Annotated in this window: 11 protein-coding genes; 7 read left to right on the top strand and 4 right to left on the bottom strand. The window is 71.0% G+C overall.

Annotation, left to right across the window (positions count from 1 at the left end):
- Positions 1-41: 41 nt before the first annotated feature.
- Both OG219_RS01395 and OG219_RS01390 read right to left on the bottom strand, forming a co-directional pair.
- The gene (locus tag OG219_RS01395) at positions 42-488 is read right to left on the bottom strand and encodes a pyridoxamine 5'-phosphate oxidase family protein (protein ID WP_266835963.1); all 447 of its coding nucleotides are present in this window, start codon (positions 486-488) and stop codon (positions 42-44) included.
- Between the two features lie 373 nt (positions 489-861).
- Positions 862-1566 carry a CBS domain-containing protein gene (locus OG219_RS01390; protein ID WP_266821975.1) on the bottom strand — a complete coding sequence of 235 codons (705 nt, stop codon included), beginning with the start codon at positions 1564-1566 and terminating at the stop codon, positions 862-864.
- 199 nt (positions 1567-1765) lie between these two features.
- Between OG219_RS01390 and OG219_RS01385 the strand changes: the two genes are divergently transcribed.
- The gene (locus OG219_RS01385; protein WP_266821973.1) at positions 1766-2836 is read left to right on the top strand and encodes a zinc-dependent alcohol dehydrogenase family protein; all 1071 of its coding nucleotides are present in this window, start codon (positions 1766-1768) and stop codon (positions 2834-2836) included.
- A gap of 22 nt (positions 2837-2858) precedes the next feature.
- Positions 2859-3566, top strand: coding sequence for a pyridoxamine 5'-phosphate oxidase family protein (locus tag OG219_RS01380; RefSeq protein ID WP_266821971.1), 708 nt, complete (start codon positions 2859-2861; stop codon positions 3564-3566).
- 110 nt (positions 3567-3676) lie between these two features.
- Here OG219_RS01380 and OG219_RS01375 read toward each other — a convergent pair whose 3' ends face one another.
- Positions 3677-5254 carry an oleate hydratase gene (locus OG219_RS01375; RefSeq protein WP_266821969.1) on the bottom strand — a complete coding sequence of 526 codons (1578 nt, stop codon included), beginning with the start codon at positions 5252-5254 and terminating at the stop codon, positions 3677-3679.
- A gap of 313 nt (positions 5255-5567) precedes the next feature.
- On the opposite strand from OG219_RS01375, the gene OG219_RS01370 reads away from it, so the two are divergent.
- The 4 genes from OG219_RS01370 (at position 5568) to OG219_RS01355 (ending at position 13871) form a co-directional block, all read left to right on the top strand.
- Positions 5568-7118: a cytochrome ubiquinol oxidase subunit I gene (locus OG219_RS01370; protein ID WP_266821967.1), complete on the top strand. Its 1551-nt coding sequence runs from the start codon at positions 5568-5570 to the stop codon at positions 7116-7118.
- 28 nt (positions 7119-7146) lie between these two features.
- Positions 7147-8142, top strand: a complete 996-nt coding sequence (gene cydB, locus OG219_RS01365) for a cytochrome d ubiquinol oxidase subunit II (protein WP_266821966.1) — start codon at positions 7147-7149, stop codon at positions 8140-8142.
- Between the two features lie 58 nt (positions 8143-8200).
- Positions 8201-11809 carry a thiol reductant ABC exporter subunit CydD gene (gene cydD, locus OG219_RS01360; RefSeq protein WP_266821965.1) on the top strand — a complete coding sequence of 1203 codons (3609 nt, stop codon included), beginning with the start codon at positions 8201-8203 and terminating at the stop codon, positions 11807-11809.
- Positions 11810-12155: 346 nt separating this feature from the next.
- Positions 12156-13871 carry a GAF domain-containing protein gene (locus OG219_RS01355; RefSeq protein ID WP_266821964.1) on the top strand — a complete coding sequence of 572 codons (1716 nt, stop codon included), beginning with the start codon at positions 12156-12158 and terminating at the stop codon, positions 13869-13871.
- Between the two features lie 20 nt (positions 13872-13891).
- On the opposite strand, the gene OG219_RS01350 is transcribed toward OG219_RS01355, so the two are convergent.
- Complete coding sequence (locus OG219_RS01350; protein WP_266821962.1) at positions 13892-14083, bottom strand: hypothetical protein; 192 nt, start codon at positions 14081-14083, stop codon at positions 13892-13894.
- A 707-nt stretch (positions 14084-14790) separates the two neighbouring features.
- Here OG219_RS01350 and OG219_RS01345 point away from each other — a divergent pair.
- Positions 14791-15630: a universal stress protein gene (locus OG219_RS01345; protein WP_266821960.1), complete on the top strand. Its 840-nt coding sequence runs from the start codon at positions 14791-14793 to the stop codon at positions 15628-15630.
- Positions 15631-15742 lie beyond the last annotated feature (112 nt).

Genomic DNA, 15742 nt, shown 5'->3' with positions numbered 1-15742 from the left:
ACCTGTGCAGAAGGTTGCCCCGGAGGCCTCTGGTGGTTCGTTCACACGTCGGCAGGGTGGGGCGCGGTGGTGAGTCGGATGCCGGTGATCAGGTCGGGGTGGATGCGGACCGCGTAGTCCATGGTCTGGTTCGCCCAGGGGTGCAGCATCGCCTGGTAGTGCGCCAGTTCGTCCGGGTCGGTGACCAGATGGGCGTAGCCGGTGGCCACGACGCTCCAGCCGAGGTGCGTGTCGGGGTCGATGGCGTCGGCCTCGTACGCCACGACGACGCCCGAATGGCTGCCCTGCGCGGTGTGCGAGGTGAGGGCGGCGCCTTCGTGGGTGCGGATGATGATGTCGCCGTCGTCCAGGACGTGATTGACCGGGCGGATGGTCGGCAGCGCGTGCCGTGTGAAGACGATCCTGCCCAGCGACACGCTGCCCAGCAGCCGCAGGGCCTCGACGCCGTCGACCTCGACGGAATGCCGTGGTCCGGCGTCGGCCGCCATGACGGTCTTGCGTACACTCTCGTCGCTCACTCCATGCCTCCGTCAATACCCCGACGCCGTCACCAGGGCCACCAAGCGTCGGCCGGCGGTGTGGCCGGTTACGGCGTCCTCCTGGTCGCTCGGTCGCTTCGACGGCAGAAGAGCGGAGGACCTGCCACGTCGTACGGAACAGGCGTCGGGGCCACGGGAGGGCCGGTTGGCCAGTGGAACGTGGATCGGCCATGCCGCGCCAGGGCCGTTCGGCCCCATCCGGCGGAAGACCGTGGCCATACGGCCTCAGGGATTCGCGGTGCGTACGCCGTACGCACGGTCTCCTTCATGCCGTCGCGCGTGGTCGTCCCGGCCCTCGACCGGCTCCGCGCCCCTCGGCCCGTCAGGGCGCCAGCTGGGAGCGGCGCCGGGAAGCGGCGTCCGCGGCCGGGCCGCCGGTGTCGTCGACCCGGTAGCCCAGCCCCTCAGAGACGTCGACAACCCCGTCCACGCCGCCGCACAGCCGCACGGCGACCGCGATGACGCTTTTGCGCTCGACCGTGCCAATCAGCGAGACGCGGCCGTCGACGACATGGGCCGTCACCGCGCCGGGCGCGATGCCCAGCGTGTGCACGAGCACGTCCCGGTCGATCTCCTCGCGGATGGCCCGGTCCCCGCGCAGGAACACATGCAGCAGATCGGCGCGGCTGATCACGCCGACCAGCCGGCCCGCCTCGTCCACCACCGGCAGTCGCTTGACCCGGCTCTGTTCCATCACCCGGGCGGCCTCGACCACGGTCCACTCCGGCCGTGCGGTGACGGCCGGGCTGCTCATCAGCCCCTCGGCCGTGGTCGCCCCGGCCTTTGCCCGGTCGGCGGGCCGCGGATGCAGCGCGGGCAGCAGGCCGGCCGGGTCCAGCTGCGCCGCCTCCTTGCGGAGCAGATCCGCCTCGGAGACCACGCCCACTGGGCGGTCGTCATCGTCCACGACCGGAACAGCCGTGATGTCGCACTCGGCGAGCAGTTTGGCAATCTCCTTGAAGTTCGCGTCCCGCTGTACGCGTACGACCGATGTCGTCATCAGGTCGCTCACCATCCGATGCCGCATGGTTCCCGCCTCCTTCTGCGCACGCTTTCCCCGTCCAGTCTCCGGCGACGAGGAGGAGCTCCGCAGGGGCCGGTGGGCCCTCATGCGGGCCGACCGGCCCATGCGGCTCGCATCCTCAAGGGTCACGCTGGAAGTGCACGGATCCTTTCGTCGTCGGAACGGGCCGGACTGGTCCGGCACAGTGAAGAGAGGTACGGCCATGAAAGCGCTCGTCTTCCACGGTCCCGGACACTCCGCATGGCAGGACGTCCCCGACCCCGCGATTCAGGATGCCGGTGACGCGATCGTCCGCGTCGATGCCGTCACCATCTGCGGCACCGATCTGCACATCCTCAAGGGCGACGTGCCGGAGGTGCCGTCCGGAACGGTCCTCGGGCATGAAGCCGTGGGCGAGATCGTCGAGGTCGGCAGCGATGTGCGCACGGTTCGCCCCGGCGACCGGGTCCTGGTCTCCTGCATCACCGCGTGCGGTCGCTGCCGCTTCTGCCGGGAGGGCACTTACGGGCAGTGCCGCGGCGGCGGAGGCTGGATCCTCGGCCACCTGATCAACGGCACCCAGGCCGAGTACGTCCGCGTGCCGTACGCCGATCTGTCCGTGCACCCGCTCCCCGGCGCCGTGGACGGCAAGGACGCCGTACTGCTCGCCGACATCTTCCCCACCGCCTACGAGGTCGGCGTGCTCAACGGGCATGTCCGGCCCGGAGACACCGTCGCCGTCGTCGGGGCAGGTCCCGTCGGGCTCGCCGCGATAGCCACAGCCCGGCTGTTCTCACCCGACCGGATCATCGCCGTGGACCTCGCCCCGGCCCGGCTGGACGCGGCGAAGCACCTCGGCGCCGACGCCGTGGCGGGCGCCGGCGAAGAGCCCGAACGGCTCGTCGCCGACCTCACCGAAGGACTCGGCGCCGACGTGGTGATCGAAGCGGTCGGTGTTCCCGAGAGCTTCGAGATGTGTACGCGCATGGTGCGGCCCGGCGGACACGTGGCCAATGTCGGCGTACACGGCAAGCCCGCGACACTGCACCTCGAGGACCTGTGGATCAAGAACGTGACGATCACGACCGGGCTGGTCGACACGTACTCCACGCCCACCCTGCTGCGCATGATGGCGGCCGGCCGTCTGCCCGCGTCGTCCATGGTCACCCACACCTTCCCGCTGGACGGGATGGAGGAGGCGTACGACATCTTCTCCCGGGCCGCCGACACCGGCGCCCTCAAGGTCGTCCTCGGCGGGCAGCGGCACGACGTCCTGACGGTCAGGGCCGCCTGACGGAGAAGGGAGACGATCCGCGATGTCAGAACAGACTCCGCAGAACAGCGCAGGGGAACCGGTGCGGCAACCTACCGAACTCCCGGGCGCGGCCCAGGGCGACGTCGGGCGGCGCATCGCCCAGCGACGCCAGGAACTCGGCCTCTCCCGCGAGGAAACGGCCGTACGGGCGGGCACGGCACCCGGATACGTCCAGTACCTGGAGGAACAGTCCACCGCCGCGCCAGGCATCGCCGTCCTCATCCGGCTCGCTGACGCACTGGAGACCACCGTGGTGGCCCTGCGCGGTGGCGACGCCGACCTGCCGCCCGGAGTCGGCCGGGCCGCCCGCCACCCCGAACTGGTCGAGCTGAGCCCCGCCGAATGCGGTGCACGGCTGTCGACGCACGGTGTCGGACGACTCGCGGTCACCACGAGGACGGGCCCGGTCATCGTCCCCGTCAACTACAGCGTCGTCGAAGGCGCGATCGTCTTCAGGACCGAAGCCGGTACGACGCCCGCCGAGGCCGCCGGAACCCAGGTCGCCTTCGAGGTCGACCACATCGACGAGGCACTCAGCCAGGGCTGGAGCGTGCTCGTCCGCGGCCGTGCGCGGGTGGTGACGGACCCCGACGCCGTACACAGGCTGGCGGACCGGGCGTACAGCACCCCTTGGGCGGGCGGTGACCGCGACATGTGGGTGAGCATCGATCCCGCCAGCATCACCGGGCGGGGAATCACGGTGCGTTGATGCGGACCAATTCCCCCGTGGGTATCGGACCCCGTACTGCAGTGAGGGCAGCCGATGCCACTCTGCACGGCTCCGCTGTTTCTGGGCGATTCTTTTGCGAATGGGGCGCGCTACCGGCGGTGCATGGACTCCAGGGCGTTCACCAGCACGTGGGGGTCGTGATGTCCCTTGTAGACCTGGGGCGGTCGGCGTTCGAGTCCGAGGAGCTCGGCGACGGCGGTCCAGGCGGTGCGTATGGAGTACTCGACCGTGAAGACCACGTCGTCGGGCACCTCGGTGAACTGGCCGATGAAAGCGAGGTTCACCGATCCCTCGGGCACGACCTGCGGTCGGTCGTCGCGCCGGCGGACCAGGAACTGGCTGGTGATGTACGGCATCAGGCACGGGACGACGGTGGAGGTCGCCAGGACACGGTTCGTCAGTTCCTCGTCGAACCGCAGGTGGTGCAGCACCTCTTCCAGGATCTCCTCGCCGGAGCAAGCGGGCATCGGCTTGTCGACACGGTTCCCCGGTCGGCCGGGGAACAGGCCGTAGCCCCACCACACGGAGACACCCTCGGGCTGGTCGCGGTAGGCGGGCTGGTGGTTGGCGACGATGGTGAGCAGCCAGTTGGAGGCGGTGAAGGTCATCAGGCCGCCCTTGCCGGTCTCGCGGCCGCTGAACTTCTCCAGGGCTTCGAGGAAAGCCGGGTCCTTGGCGGTGACGGTGAACGACTCCCATTGAGAAGCCCGGATGTTCTTGTCGAAGGCGTCCGGGTTGCCGAAGTCGTCGCGCCCCCGGGCCAGTCGGTGCCAGAGCAGCCACGCGTCCGAACGCCGCGGGTGCGGTGGGGGCGCGGTCGTGTGTGAGCCGAGGCTGGACGCGTCGGTCATGGAGCCGTTGGTGACCAGGACGAGATCCTCCGGGGTCACGTGGATCTTCTCGTCGCGGCCGTCGCGGCCGTCGCGGGTCAGCCGGATGCCCTCGACCCGTGTTCCGTGACCGGGCGCGAGGTCCAGGTCGGTCACCCGGCAGCCGGTGTGGACGGTGACGCCCCGCTGCCGCAGCCAGGCCCCCAGTGGGCGGACGATCGAGTCGTACTGGTTGTAGCGGGTCCGCTGGATCCCCGACATCGAGGCGAAGGCCGGGAAGAGGTGGACGAAGCGCTTGAGGTAGCGGCGGAACTCGATCGCGCTGTGCCATGGCTGGAAGGCGAAGGTCGTGCACCACATGTACCAGAAGTTCGTGGTGAAGAAGTGCTCGCCGAAGCAGTCGGTGATCTGCTTGCCGTCCAGCAGGCCCTCGGGGGTCGCCAGGCATTTGACCAGCTCAAGCCGGTCGTGCTCGGAGAACCCCATCGAGCGTACGTCGGTGATCTTCCCGTCCGCGTCGACGAGGCGTGCGGCGTCGTCCCAGCCGAAGTCCTCGTACGCGGCGAGGATGTCCTGGGTCACCGACACTGACGGGTCGTCGAGGGAGGGGATGCCGGACAGCAGGTCGTACGTGCAGCGGAACTCGGCCTCGAACATCCGCCCGCCGCGCATGGTGTAGCCGGTCTCCGGCGTCCCGCCCGCGTCCAGGCTGCCGCCCGTGCGCTCCTGCTCCTCGAAGAGGTGGATGTCGGCCCCGTCGAATCCGCCTTCGCGGATCAGGAACGCGGCCGCGGCCATCGCCGCGATCCCGCTTCCCACCAGATACGCCTTCGCCATCACAGGCCTCCTCGCTGTTCTTCGCTCCGTGATCGGGAACGGTCATCTCCAACGATCTCCGCCGCCACGGCCCGGGTCAGTGGGCCCTTGGTCTCCGGCGCCTGACCCGTTCGGCCTGGAGGCGGGTGAAAACAGGGGACCGTTCGGCCCCAGTGCCTGGGACGTACGGGCGCTGCCCGCGCCCTTCCGCCGCCCGCGATGGTGTCTCCCAAGGGGCCGCGACCGGCCCCGCACCCTTCCCTGCCGAACCCGGGCTCCGGGGCACACGACGCGGCACGCGACGGGGTGCGCGACCCCACCCAGGAGGCCCGTTGTGGATCTGGCGCTGGCTCAGGAGAGCTTGGCCCGCTGGCAGTTCGGCATCACCACCGTCTACCACTTTCTCTTCGTCCCGCTGACCATCAGCCTGTCCGTCCTCACCGCGGGGCTGCAGACCGCATGGGTGCGCACGGGCAAGGAGAAGTACTTCAAGGCCACCCGGTTCTGGGGCAAGCTCTTCCTGATCAACGTCGCCATGGGCGTGGCCACCGGCATCGTCCAGGAGTTCCAGTTCGGCATGAACTGGTCGGCCTACTCGCGCTTCGTCGGTGATGTCTTCGGCGCCCCGCTGGCCATGGAGGCGCTGCTGGCCTTCTTCTTCGAGTCCACCTTCATCGGGCTGTGGATCTTCGGCTGGGACAAGCTGCCCAGGAAGATCCACCTGGCCTGCATCTGGTTGGTGGCCCTGGGCACCTTCCTGTCGGCGTACTTCATCCTGGCCGCGAACTCCTGGATGCAGCACCCGGTCGGGTACGAGCTGAACGAGGTCACCGGCCGGGCCGAACTCACCGACATCGCGGCGGTGTTGTTCCAGAAGACCACCCTGGTCGTCGTCTTCCACACGCTCACCGCCGCCTTCCTCACCGGCGGTGCCTTCATGATCGGCATCGCCGCGTACCAGCTGCGGCGCGCCGCGAAGGCCGGGCCCGAGGGCCACGGCTCCGGCCGGGTCGCGGCTATGCGCACCTCGCTGCGGCTGGGCCTGGTGGTGGCCGTTGTCGCCGGGCTCGGCACGGCGGTCAGTGGTGACGCGCTGGGCAAGGTGATGTACGACCAGCAGCCGATGAAGATGGCCGCCGCCGAAGCCCTGTGGGACAGCGAGAAGTCGGCGCCCTTCTCCCTCTTCGCCTACGGCGACGTCTCCGAGGGCCACAACACCGTCGAGTTGAAGATCCCCGGCCTGCTCTCCTACCTGGCCGACGGCGACTTCACCTCCGTCGTGCCCGGCATCAGCGACGTCGAGACCCTGGAGAAGGCCCGGTACGGCGATCTGGCCGACGACTACAAGCCCAGCATCCCCACCACTTACTGGTCGTTCCGCTGGATGATCGGCTTCGGCATGACGTCCTTCGCGGTCGGTGCGGCCGGCCTGTGGCTCACCCGCAAGAAGCGGTGGCTGGCGCAGGACAAGCGGCGCGGCGAGGACGAGGCGCCGCTGCTGATGCTCACCCCGGGCCGGGAGCTGGGCCCGTTCCTCACCACCTGGGCCTGGCGGCTGGCGATCCTCACCATGGGCTTCCCCCTGATCGCCAACTCCTTCGGCTGGATCTTCACCGAGATGGGCCGCCAACCCTGGACCGTCTACGGCCTGATGACCACCGCCGACGCGGTCTCCCCGGGTGTGTCCACGGCCGAGCAGATCACCTCGCTGACCGTCTTCACCGCCCTGTACGCCGTACTGGCCGTGGTCGAGGTGAAGTTGCTGGTCAAGTACGTCAAGGCGGGTCCCCTCGACGAGGAGCCGCCGCCGGAGGTCCCGACGCTGCGCGGCCCGACGGACGGCGACGACACCGATACCGACCGCCCGATGACCTTCGCCTACTGAAGACACCGACGAGAGAGAAGAAGAGGTCATGCACCTCCACGACGTCTGGTTCGCCCTGATCGCGGTCCTCTGGATCGGCTACTTCTTCCTCGAAGGCTTCGACTTCGGGGTCGGCATCCTCACCAAACTGCTGGCGCGCGACGAGCCGGAGCGGCGGGTGCTGATCAACACCATCGGACCGGTCTGGGACGGCAACGAGGTGTGGCTGCTCACCGCGGGCGGTGCCACCTTCGCCGCCTTCCCGGCCTGGTACGCCACCCTGTTCAGCGGCTTCTATCTCCCGCTGCTGGCCATCCTGGTCTGCCTGATCGTGCGTGTCCTCGCCTTCGAGTACCGGGGCAAGCGGGACGACGCGAGGTGGAAGCGGAACTGGGAGCACACGCTGTTCTGGTCCTCGCTGCTGCCCGCCTTCCTGTGGGGCGTGGCCTTCGCCAACATCGTCCGGGGTGTGAAGATCGACGCCCGGGAGGAGTACGCCGGCACCGTTCTCGACCTGCTCAACCCGTACGCGCTGCTCGGCGGCCTGGTCACACTGACCCTGTTCACCTTCCACGGCGCCGTGTTCACCGCCCTCAAGACACGCGGGAACATACGGGACCGGGCGCGAGCGCTGGCAGGGCGCACCGGTCTGGCCACCGCGGTGCTCGCCCTGGTGTTCCTGCTCTGGACACAGGCGGACAGCGGCAATATCCGGAGCCTGGCGGCGCTGACCGTGACCGTGGCGGCGCTGGTGGGTGCGCTCGCCGCCAACCAACGTGCCCGGGAGGGCTGGGCGTTCGGCCTGTCCGGGCTCACCGTGGCCGGGGCGGTCGCCATGCTCTTCCTCGCCCTGTACCCGGACGTGATGCCCTCCAGCCTCAACCCGGAATGGAGCCTGACGGTCGCCAACGCCTCGTCGTCCGCCTACACCCTGACCGTCATGACCTGGGTGGCAGCGATCATGACGCCCCTGGTCCTTCTCTACCAGGGCTGGACGTACTGGGTGTTCCGCAAGCGCATCGGCGTCGAGCACATCCCGGCGTGATCAGCACCGACGCGCCCGGCAGCCCCGCGAAATCCTGAGCTGAGAGGTTCGTTCCGGCATGAAACCCGTAGATCCCAGGCTGTTGCGGTACGCACGCGCCACCCGGCTGTTCCTCGCCGCGTCCGTGGCCCTGGGCACGCTCGGCGCCGGGCTGCTCCTCTGCCAGGCGACCCTCATAGCCGACGTGGTGACCGGAGCATTCCAGGACGGGCGGAGTCTGAACTCGCTCCAGGGCTCCCTGTTCCTCCTGGCCGCCGTCTCGGCCGGCCGGGCCGCGGTCGCCTGGCTGACCGAGACGGCGGCGCACCGCGCCTCGGCGGCAGTGAAGTCGGAGCTGCGCGGGCGGCTGCTGGCCCACGCGACCGCGCTCGGCCCCGAGTTCGTGGCCGAGCAGCGGACGGGGGAGCTGACGGCCCTGGCCACCAGCGGAGTGGACGCACTCGACGACTACTTCGGCCGGTACGTGCCCCAGCTGGCGCTCTCCGTGGTGGTCCCGGTCGCCGTGCTCGCCCGGATCGTGACCGCGGACTGGCTCTCGGCGGCGATCATCGCGGCCACCCTGCCCCTCATCCCGCTGTTCATGGTGCTGATCGGCCTGGCTACCCAGCATCGGATGGACCGTCAGTGGCGGACCCTGGCCCGGCTCTCCCACCACTTCCTGGACGTGGTGGCCGGCCTGCCCACGCTGAAGGTGTTCGGTAGGGCCAAGGCGCAGGCATCGGCGATCCGGCGGATCACCGACGAGTACCGCCGCGCGACCCTGCGCACGCTGCGGATCGCCTTCGTCTCCTCCTTCGCCCTGGAGCTGCTGTCGACGCTCTCGGTGGCGCTGGTCGCGGTGGGCATCGGCCTGCGCCTGGTCGAGGGCGGGCTCGACCTGCGCACCGGGCTGCTGGTGCTGGTGCTCGCACCGGAGGCGTACGCCCCGATCCGGCAGGTCGGCGTCCACTATCACGCCAGCGTGGAAGGGCTCACGGCCGCTGGGAAGATCTTCGACGTACTGGAGACCCCGCTGCCCCGGCGGGGCACGGCGGACGTCCCCGACCTTGCTTCGGCCCCGCTCACGATCAGTGACCTTACGGTCGTACGCGCCGGACGCCCGGCGCCCGCCGTCGAGAACCTGTCCTTGACGGTCCGGCCCGGCGAGACGGTCGCCTTCACCGGCCCCTCCGGCGCGGGTAAGACCACCGTCCTGTCCGTCCTGCTCGGCTTCACCGCGCAGACCTCGGGCAGCGTCCGCGTCGGCGACCGGGACCTGACCGACATCGACCCGGCCCAGTGGCACCGCCACATCGCCTGGGTCCCGCAGCACCCGCACCTCGTCGCCGGGACCATCGCCGACAACGTACGCCTCGCCCGCCCCGACGCCACCGACGCCGACGTACGCCGTGCGCTGCGTGAGGCCAGTGCCCTGGACTTCACCGACGCTCTGCCGGACGCCGAGCGAACCCGGCTCGGCGAGGGAGGCAGCGGCCTGTCGGCAGGCCAGCGACAGCGGATCGCGCTGGCCCGCGCCTTCCTCACCGACCGCCCGCTCGTGCTCCTGGACGAGCCGACCGCGAACCTCGACGGCGAGAACGAAGCGGCGATCGTCGACGCCGTACGCCGCCTGACCGTCGGCCGCACCGTGCTGCTGACCGCCCACAGGCCCGCCCTGCTGGCCCTCGCCGACCGGCAGGTGGCGCTCACCGCACCGCCGTCCGGTGCGGAGCGTGCCGCGCAGGCGGCGGTTCCGCCGGGTACCGCCGCGGAACTCGCGCTGGTCCGGGGGGCCGCCGCAGAGCCTCCGGATGCCCCGAGTACCGCCTCCGAGCCGCTGGGCCCACGGCATGCCGTCCGCGAGGTCGCCGATGGCGGGCGAGCGGTACCCGGTGGCACCGCCCCCGCACACGCTGCCGGCCCCGCGGGCGCCACGCCCCCGCTGCGGCGGCTGACCCACATGGCCGTCACCGGTGGCATCCGCGGCCGCCTCGCCCTGGCCGCCCTCCTCGGCGCCGCCGCCCTCGGCTGTGCCGTCGCCCTGCTGAGCATCTCGGGCTGGCTGATATCCCGGGCCTCGCAGCAGCCGCCCGTCCTGTATCTGATGGTCGCGGTCACGTGTGTACGGGCCTTCGGCATCGGACGCAGCGTCCTGCGCTACGCCGAACGACTGGTCGCCCACGACGCCGTACTGCGTGGCCTGGGCACCCTGCGTACCGCGGTTTTCGCCCGCCTGGAGCGGCTGGCGCCGGGCGGGCTCGGCCTGTACCGGAAGGGGGACCTGCTGTCCCGTTTCGTCGCCGACGTCGACTCCGTACAGGACTACCTGCTGCGTTTCCGGCTCCCGGCCACCGCCGCCGCGCTCGTCGGCACGGCGGCCTCGGTACTGCTCGCCACCCTGCTGCCTGCCGCAGGAGCGATCCTCGCCGCCGGTCTGCTGCTCGCCGGAGTGGCCGTGCCCGTGCTGACCTCGACCGTCGCCCGCCGTACCGAACGGCGGCAGGCACCGGCCCGGGGCGCGCTGGCCGCCGCCGTGCTCGACGCGCTCACCGGCACGGCCGAACTCACCGTGACCGGTGCCCTGCCACGTCGACTCGACGCCGTACGGGAGGCCGACAGGAAGCTGACCCGGCTGGCCGCCCGCTCGGCCGCCACCGCCGGACTCGGCTCCGGCCTTGTCGCGCTGCTGGCCGGGCTCACCACCACCGCCTGCGCGGCCGTCGGCGTCCAGGCCGTGGCCGCCGGACGGCTGGACGGCGTACTGCTCGCGGTGCTGGTGCTCACCCCGCTCGCCGCGTTCGAGGCGGTCGCCGGGCTTCCGATGGCCGCCCAGGCACGCCAGCGCGGGCACCGCGCGGCCGAACGCGTCCTCGACGTTCTCGATGCGCCCGAACCGGTCCACGAGCCCGTACACCCCGTCGCTCTGCCCCACCCGGCGCTTCCCCTCCGTCTACGCGGCCTGACCGCGGTCTGGCCGGGGCGGAACGATCCGGCTCTGAGCGACATCAACCTGGACCTCATTCCCGGCCGCCGAATCGCGGTCGTCGGACCGAGCGGCTCTGGCAAGACCACTCTGGCCCACGTCCTGCTCCGATTCCTCGACCCGGCCTCGGGCACCTACACCGTCGCTGGCACCGACGCCACCCACCTGGCGGGAGACGACGTGCGACGGATCGTCGGCCTGTGCGCCCAGGACGCCCACATCTTCGACAGCTCCCTGCGGGAGAACCTGCGCCTGGCCCGCCCCGACAGCACCGACGCCGAACTCTGGGCGGCCCTGTCCGGGGCCCGGCTCGACACCTGGGTACGCGAACTGCCCACCGGCCTTGACACCCTGGTCGGCGAACACGGCGCCCGCCTCTCCGACGGCCAGAGCCAACGCCTCGCCCTGGCCCGCGCGTTGCTGGCGGACCTCCCCGTCCTCGTCCTCGACGAACCCGCCGAACACCTCGACCTGCCCACCGCCGACGCGCTGACGGCCGACCTGCTCAGGGCCGCCCGAGGGCGCGCCACCGTGCTGATCACCCACCGGCTGAACGGACTTGAGGACGCCGACGAGGTTTTGGTCCTCGACCGGGGCCACGTGGTCCAGCGCGGCGGATGGGCCGAACTGGTCGAGGTCGAGGGCCCGTTGCGGCACATGTGGCGACGGGAGCACGAGGCCGAAGGCCTGTCGGCCGTGGCTTGAAGGCACCGGCACCGTGGCTGTGGGTGCCGTCGGTTTCGGCGAAACGGGCGAGCGCGGGCCGGTTCCCCGGCAGGAACGACGACCCGTACGCCGCCGACGGCCTCGGCCGCTTCGTCGCCGGGCTCGGCGCCGTCGAGCGTGTCGACGTCCCTGGGCGAGAGCGACCATGCAGGTGTCATGGTCGACAGAAAGCTGTTCCAGGGCCTGGCCGTTCCGCAGCGCCGCGAACTGGAGTCCGCTGCCCTGAGCCGCTCCCGTTCCGCCCTGTGACCCGGCAACTGTACGGTGGCAGATGAGCGGAACGATCAGCGGTCGGCTCGTTGATGGACACCTGGAGGAATCAGCGGTGGGAAGCCCCGAAGGTGGCCGCGTTCGACTGCCGCAGCTGAAGCTGGATGATCTGCTGGAGGAACTGCAGGCCCGCCTGGAGGCGGCGCGTGGAACCCAGAACCGGGTCCACAGCCTGCTGGAGGCGGTGCTGTCTGTCGGGCGCGACCTGGACCTGGGGCAGGTGCTGCGGGGCATAGCGGAGGCGGCGGCGGTGCTGGTCGATGCCGAGTACGCAGCTCTGGGTGTGATCGGGCCGGACGGGAAGCGGCTCTCGGAGTTCCTGACCGTCGGCGTGAGCGACGAGCAGATCGCGGCGATCGGGCCGTACCCCGAGGGGCACGGCATCCTGGGGGAGCTGATCCGCCGTCCGGAGCCCCTGAAGCTGTCCAAGATCTCCGAGCACCCCGCTTCGTACGGCTTCCCCGCTCACCACCCGCCCATGAACACGTTTCTCGGTGTGCCCATCCGGGTGCGGGACCAGGTCTTCGGCAACCTCTATCTGACCGAGAAGCGCGCCGGGGCCCAGTTCGACGACGAGGACGAATCCGTACTCTCGACGCTGGCCGTCGCGGCCGGGGTGGCCATCGACAACGCTCGGCTCTACGAGGAGTCCCAGCGACGCGAGCGCTGGGTGCGGGCGAGTGGGGAGATCACCCGCAGCCTGTTGTCCGGCAGTCCGCGCAGCGAGGTGCTGAGCCTGGTCGCCGAGCGGGCGAGGGAGATCGCGGGTGCGGCGCTCGCCGTGGTCGCGGTGCCGATGGAGGACATGGGCACGCTGACGGTGGAGTTGGCCATCGGGCAGGAGGCGGAGGCGCACCGCGGGCTGGTGTTGCCGGTGGAGGGCAGTCTGGTCGGCGCGGCGTTCTCTGCGGCGTCCCCTGTGACCAGTCCGGACGCCTCGCAGGACGAGCGAGTTTCGGCCGGTCCGCAGCGCTTCGCCGGACTGGGGCCGGCGGTGGCGGTGCCCATCGGCACCGGGGACGGGGTACGGGGCGTGGTGCTGCTGGTCCGCCAGGCGGGCCAGACGGTGTTCTCGGAGAAGGAGACCGAGCCGCTGCAGGGTTTCGCGGGCCAGGCGGCGGTGGCGATGGAGCTGGCGGACCGGCGTAGCGACGCCGAGCAGATGGCGCTGCTGGAGGACCGTGACCGGATCGCCCGGGACCTGCACGATCTGGCGATCCAGCGGCTTTTCGCGACGGGCATGACACTGCAGAGTGCGGGTCGCTTCATCGAGCACCCCCAGGCATCCGAGCGGGTGCAGCGTGCGGTAGAAGACCTGGACGACACCATCAAGATAATCCGCTCGACCATCTTCGGTCTGCGTGCGCGTGAGGGTGCTGCGGGGCAGACCCTCCGGGCGCGGGTGGTGCGTGTGGTCGGCGAGGCGGCGCCGGTGCTGGGATTCGCGCCCAGCCTGCGGATGGAGGGGCTGCTGGACACGCAAGTGCCGGGGGAGACCGCCGAGAATGTGGTGGCCGTGCTCTCCGAGTCACTGACCAATGTCGCCCGGCACGCACGCGCCGAGAGGGCGGAGGTGGTGCTGGAGACCGACGGGCGGGAGGTGCGGCTGACGGTCTCCGACAACGGTGTGGGAATCCCGCCCGAGGGACGCCGCAGTGGCCTGCGCAACATGGCGGAGCGAGCCCAACAGCTCGGCGGCGAGCTGGAGTTGACGAGCCCGCCCGGCGGGGGGACGACTCTGGTCTGGCGCGTACCCGTCGAGGCGGAGTAAAGCGGCGGTCGGCGCAGCGTTCAGGGATGCCGGGCGCGCACGCCCAGTTCGGGCTGCTCGGGCTCCGGGTCGGCGGCGAAGACCTGGCCGGAGCCGATGGCGCCAGAATCGTGTTTGACGGGGAGACGTGTCCCATTGCCGCTGCGTGACTGGTCCGGCCCCGGCCGGCGGTGACAACAGCCGGCGTCGGTGAATCCGCAGACGTACGGCATCGCGTCAAGCCTGCCAATCGTGCGGGACGTCGGCCACGGGCAGCCTGCCGGTGAGCCGTGCGGGACGTCGGCCACGGGGCAGCCTGCGTGTGGATCACGGCGCGGGTCACCGCTCCGGTGCGCCGGCCCAGGTCGCCTCGCGCGGACGGCAGCCGATGACCAGCAGACCGGCGTGGCTCGCCGGGGAGAGTCGGGGACCGGTGCCCGCCCTCCAAGCACCAGCAACTCGGCCCCGGCCGGGAGCAGGGCGGTCACGGGAGAACCGGTGTCCTGGTCGTCCGTGATCCGCATCTCGGGTGCGGTGCCGCAGATGGCGTCCTCCGCCCCACGTCGGACCCGGCGCGCCCACTGGCGCTGAACCGCATCGGAGGCCGACGAGCGCGGACGCCACCGCCAGGCGTGCACCAGGTGCAGCGGCGGACAGCGGCGCCTCACTGGCCGCCCACTGTGCGGCGGCCGGACTCTCGGGAGAACCGTCGACCCCGGCGACGACTCGTCGAAGCATGGTGCATACCTCCCGCGCAGATCTCCCTCTCGGTCCACGGCGTCGCGCGGAGGCGGGGCCCGGCAAGAGGGGCCGCTGGGCCCCTGTTTGAGTGCCACATGGCCAGTGCCGGGAGGCACCCGGCATCCCCGAGAGTGGTGGACGGGCGCGGAGGAGAAGAACCCGCAGCCCGCAAGGGAGAAGCAGGGAGAGGTGAACCGGCATGCGGCAGCGGGTGATTGTGGGAGTCGACGGGTCCCGGCGCAGTCTCGTCGCCGCGGACTGGGCGGCTCGGGAGGCCGCCTTGCGCCGACTGCCTCTGCGGCTCGTCCACGTGTCCCCCTTCTCGGACGAGGAGTTGGCCGCTCTGTGGCCGTACCGTCCGCTCCTGTTGCCCTCCCGGGCGGTCACCGAACTCACCGCCCGGCATCCGGCGATCCACATCGAGGGGCAACGGCTGAGCGGCGAGCCCGTCCCGGTGCTGCTCGGCATGGCGGGCGCGCAGGACGTCGTCGTACTCGGCATCCGCAGCGCAGGCGGCTTCGCGGGACAGCCCCTCGGCTCGGTGGCGCAGGGCATGATCGAGAGCTCGCCCCACCCCGTCGTCCTGGTCCCCGGTGGGCTCGCCTGGGACGGCCCCGAGCGCGGCCGCCGACCGGACAGGGTCACCCTGGGTATCGACGCCCACGCCCCGGCGGACGGCGCGATCGACTTCGCCTTCGACGCGGCGCAGCGACGGAATGCCCGGTTGCACGTGATCCATGCCTGGTCCCTGCCACCGGCCGCCGACCGGATGTCCTTCGCTGTGCCGGAGAAGGACCGGGCGACCTGGGAGGACCAAGAGGTACAGGTCCTGTCCGACGCGCTACGCCCCTGGCGTGAGAAGTACCCGAACGTACGGGTGCTGGAGGACGTCGTCCTGTTCAGCGCGGCTGACGCACTGGTCCGGGCATCGGCTCGGACGGAGCTGCTGGTCGTGGGCCGCGCTACGGCGGCGCTGGGCCCGGCCGTGCATGCCCTCGTGCGGCATGCACGGTGCCCTGTGGCGGTAGTGCCTTCGTGAGGCCGCCCGTATCACGCCCCTGACGGCCATCGGTCGAGGCCAGCGACCAACCCGGGGTGGTTGAACAGGGACCATTGGGGTCGCCCCCTCAGGGACCGTTCGGCCCCGTCCG

The sequence above is a fragment of the Streptomyces sp. NBC_00038 genome, from assembly GCF_026343635.1.
Taxonomy (GTDB): Bacteria; Actinomycetota; Actinomycetes; order Streptomycetales; family Streptomycetaceae; genus Streptomyces.
This window is presented reverse-complemented; position numbering and strand designations above follow the sequence as displayed.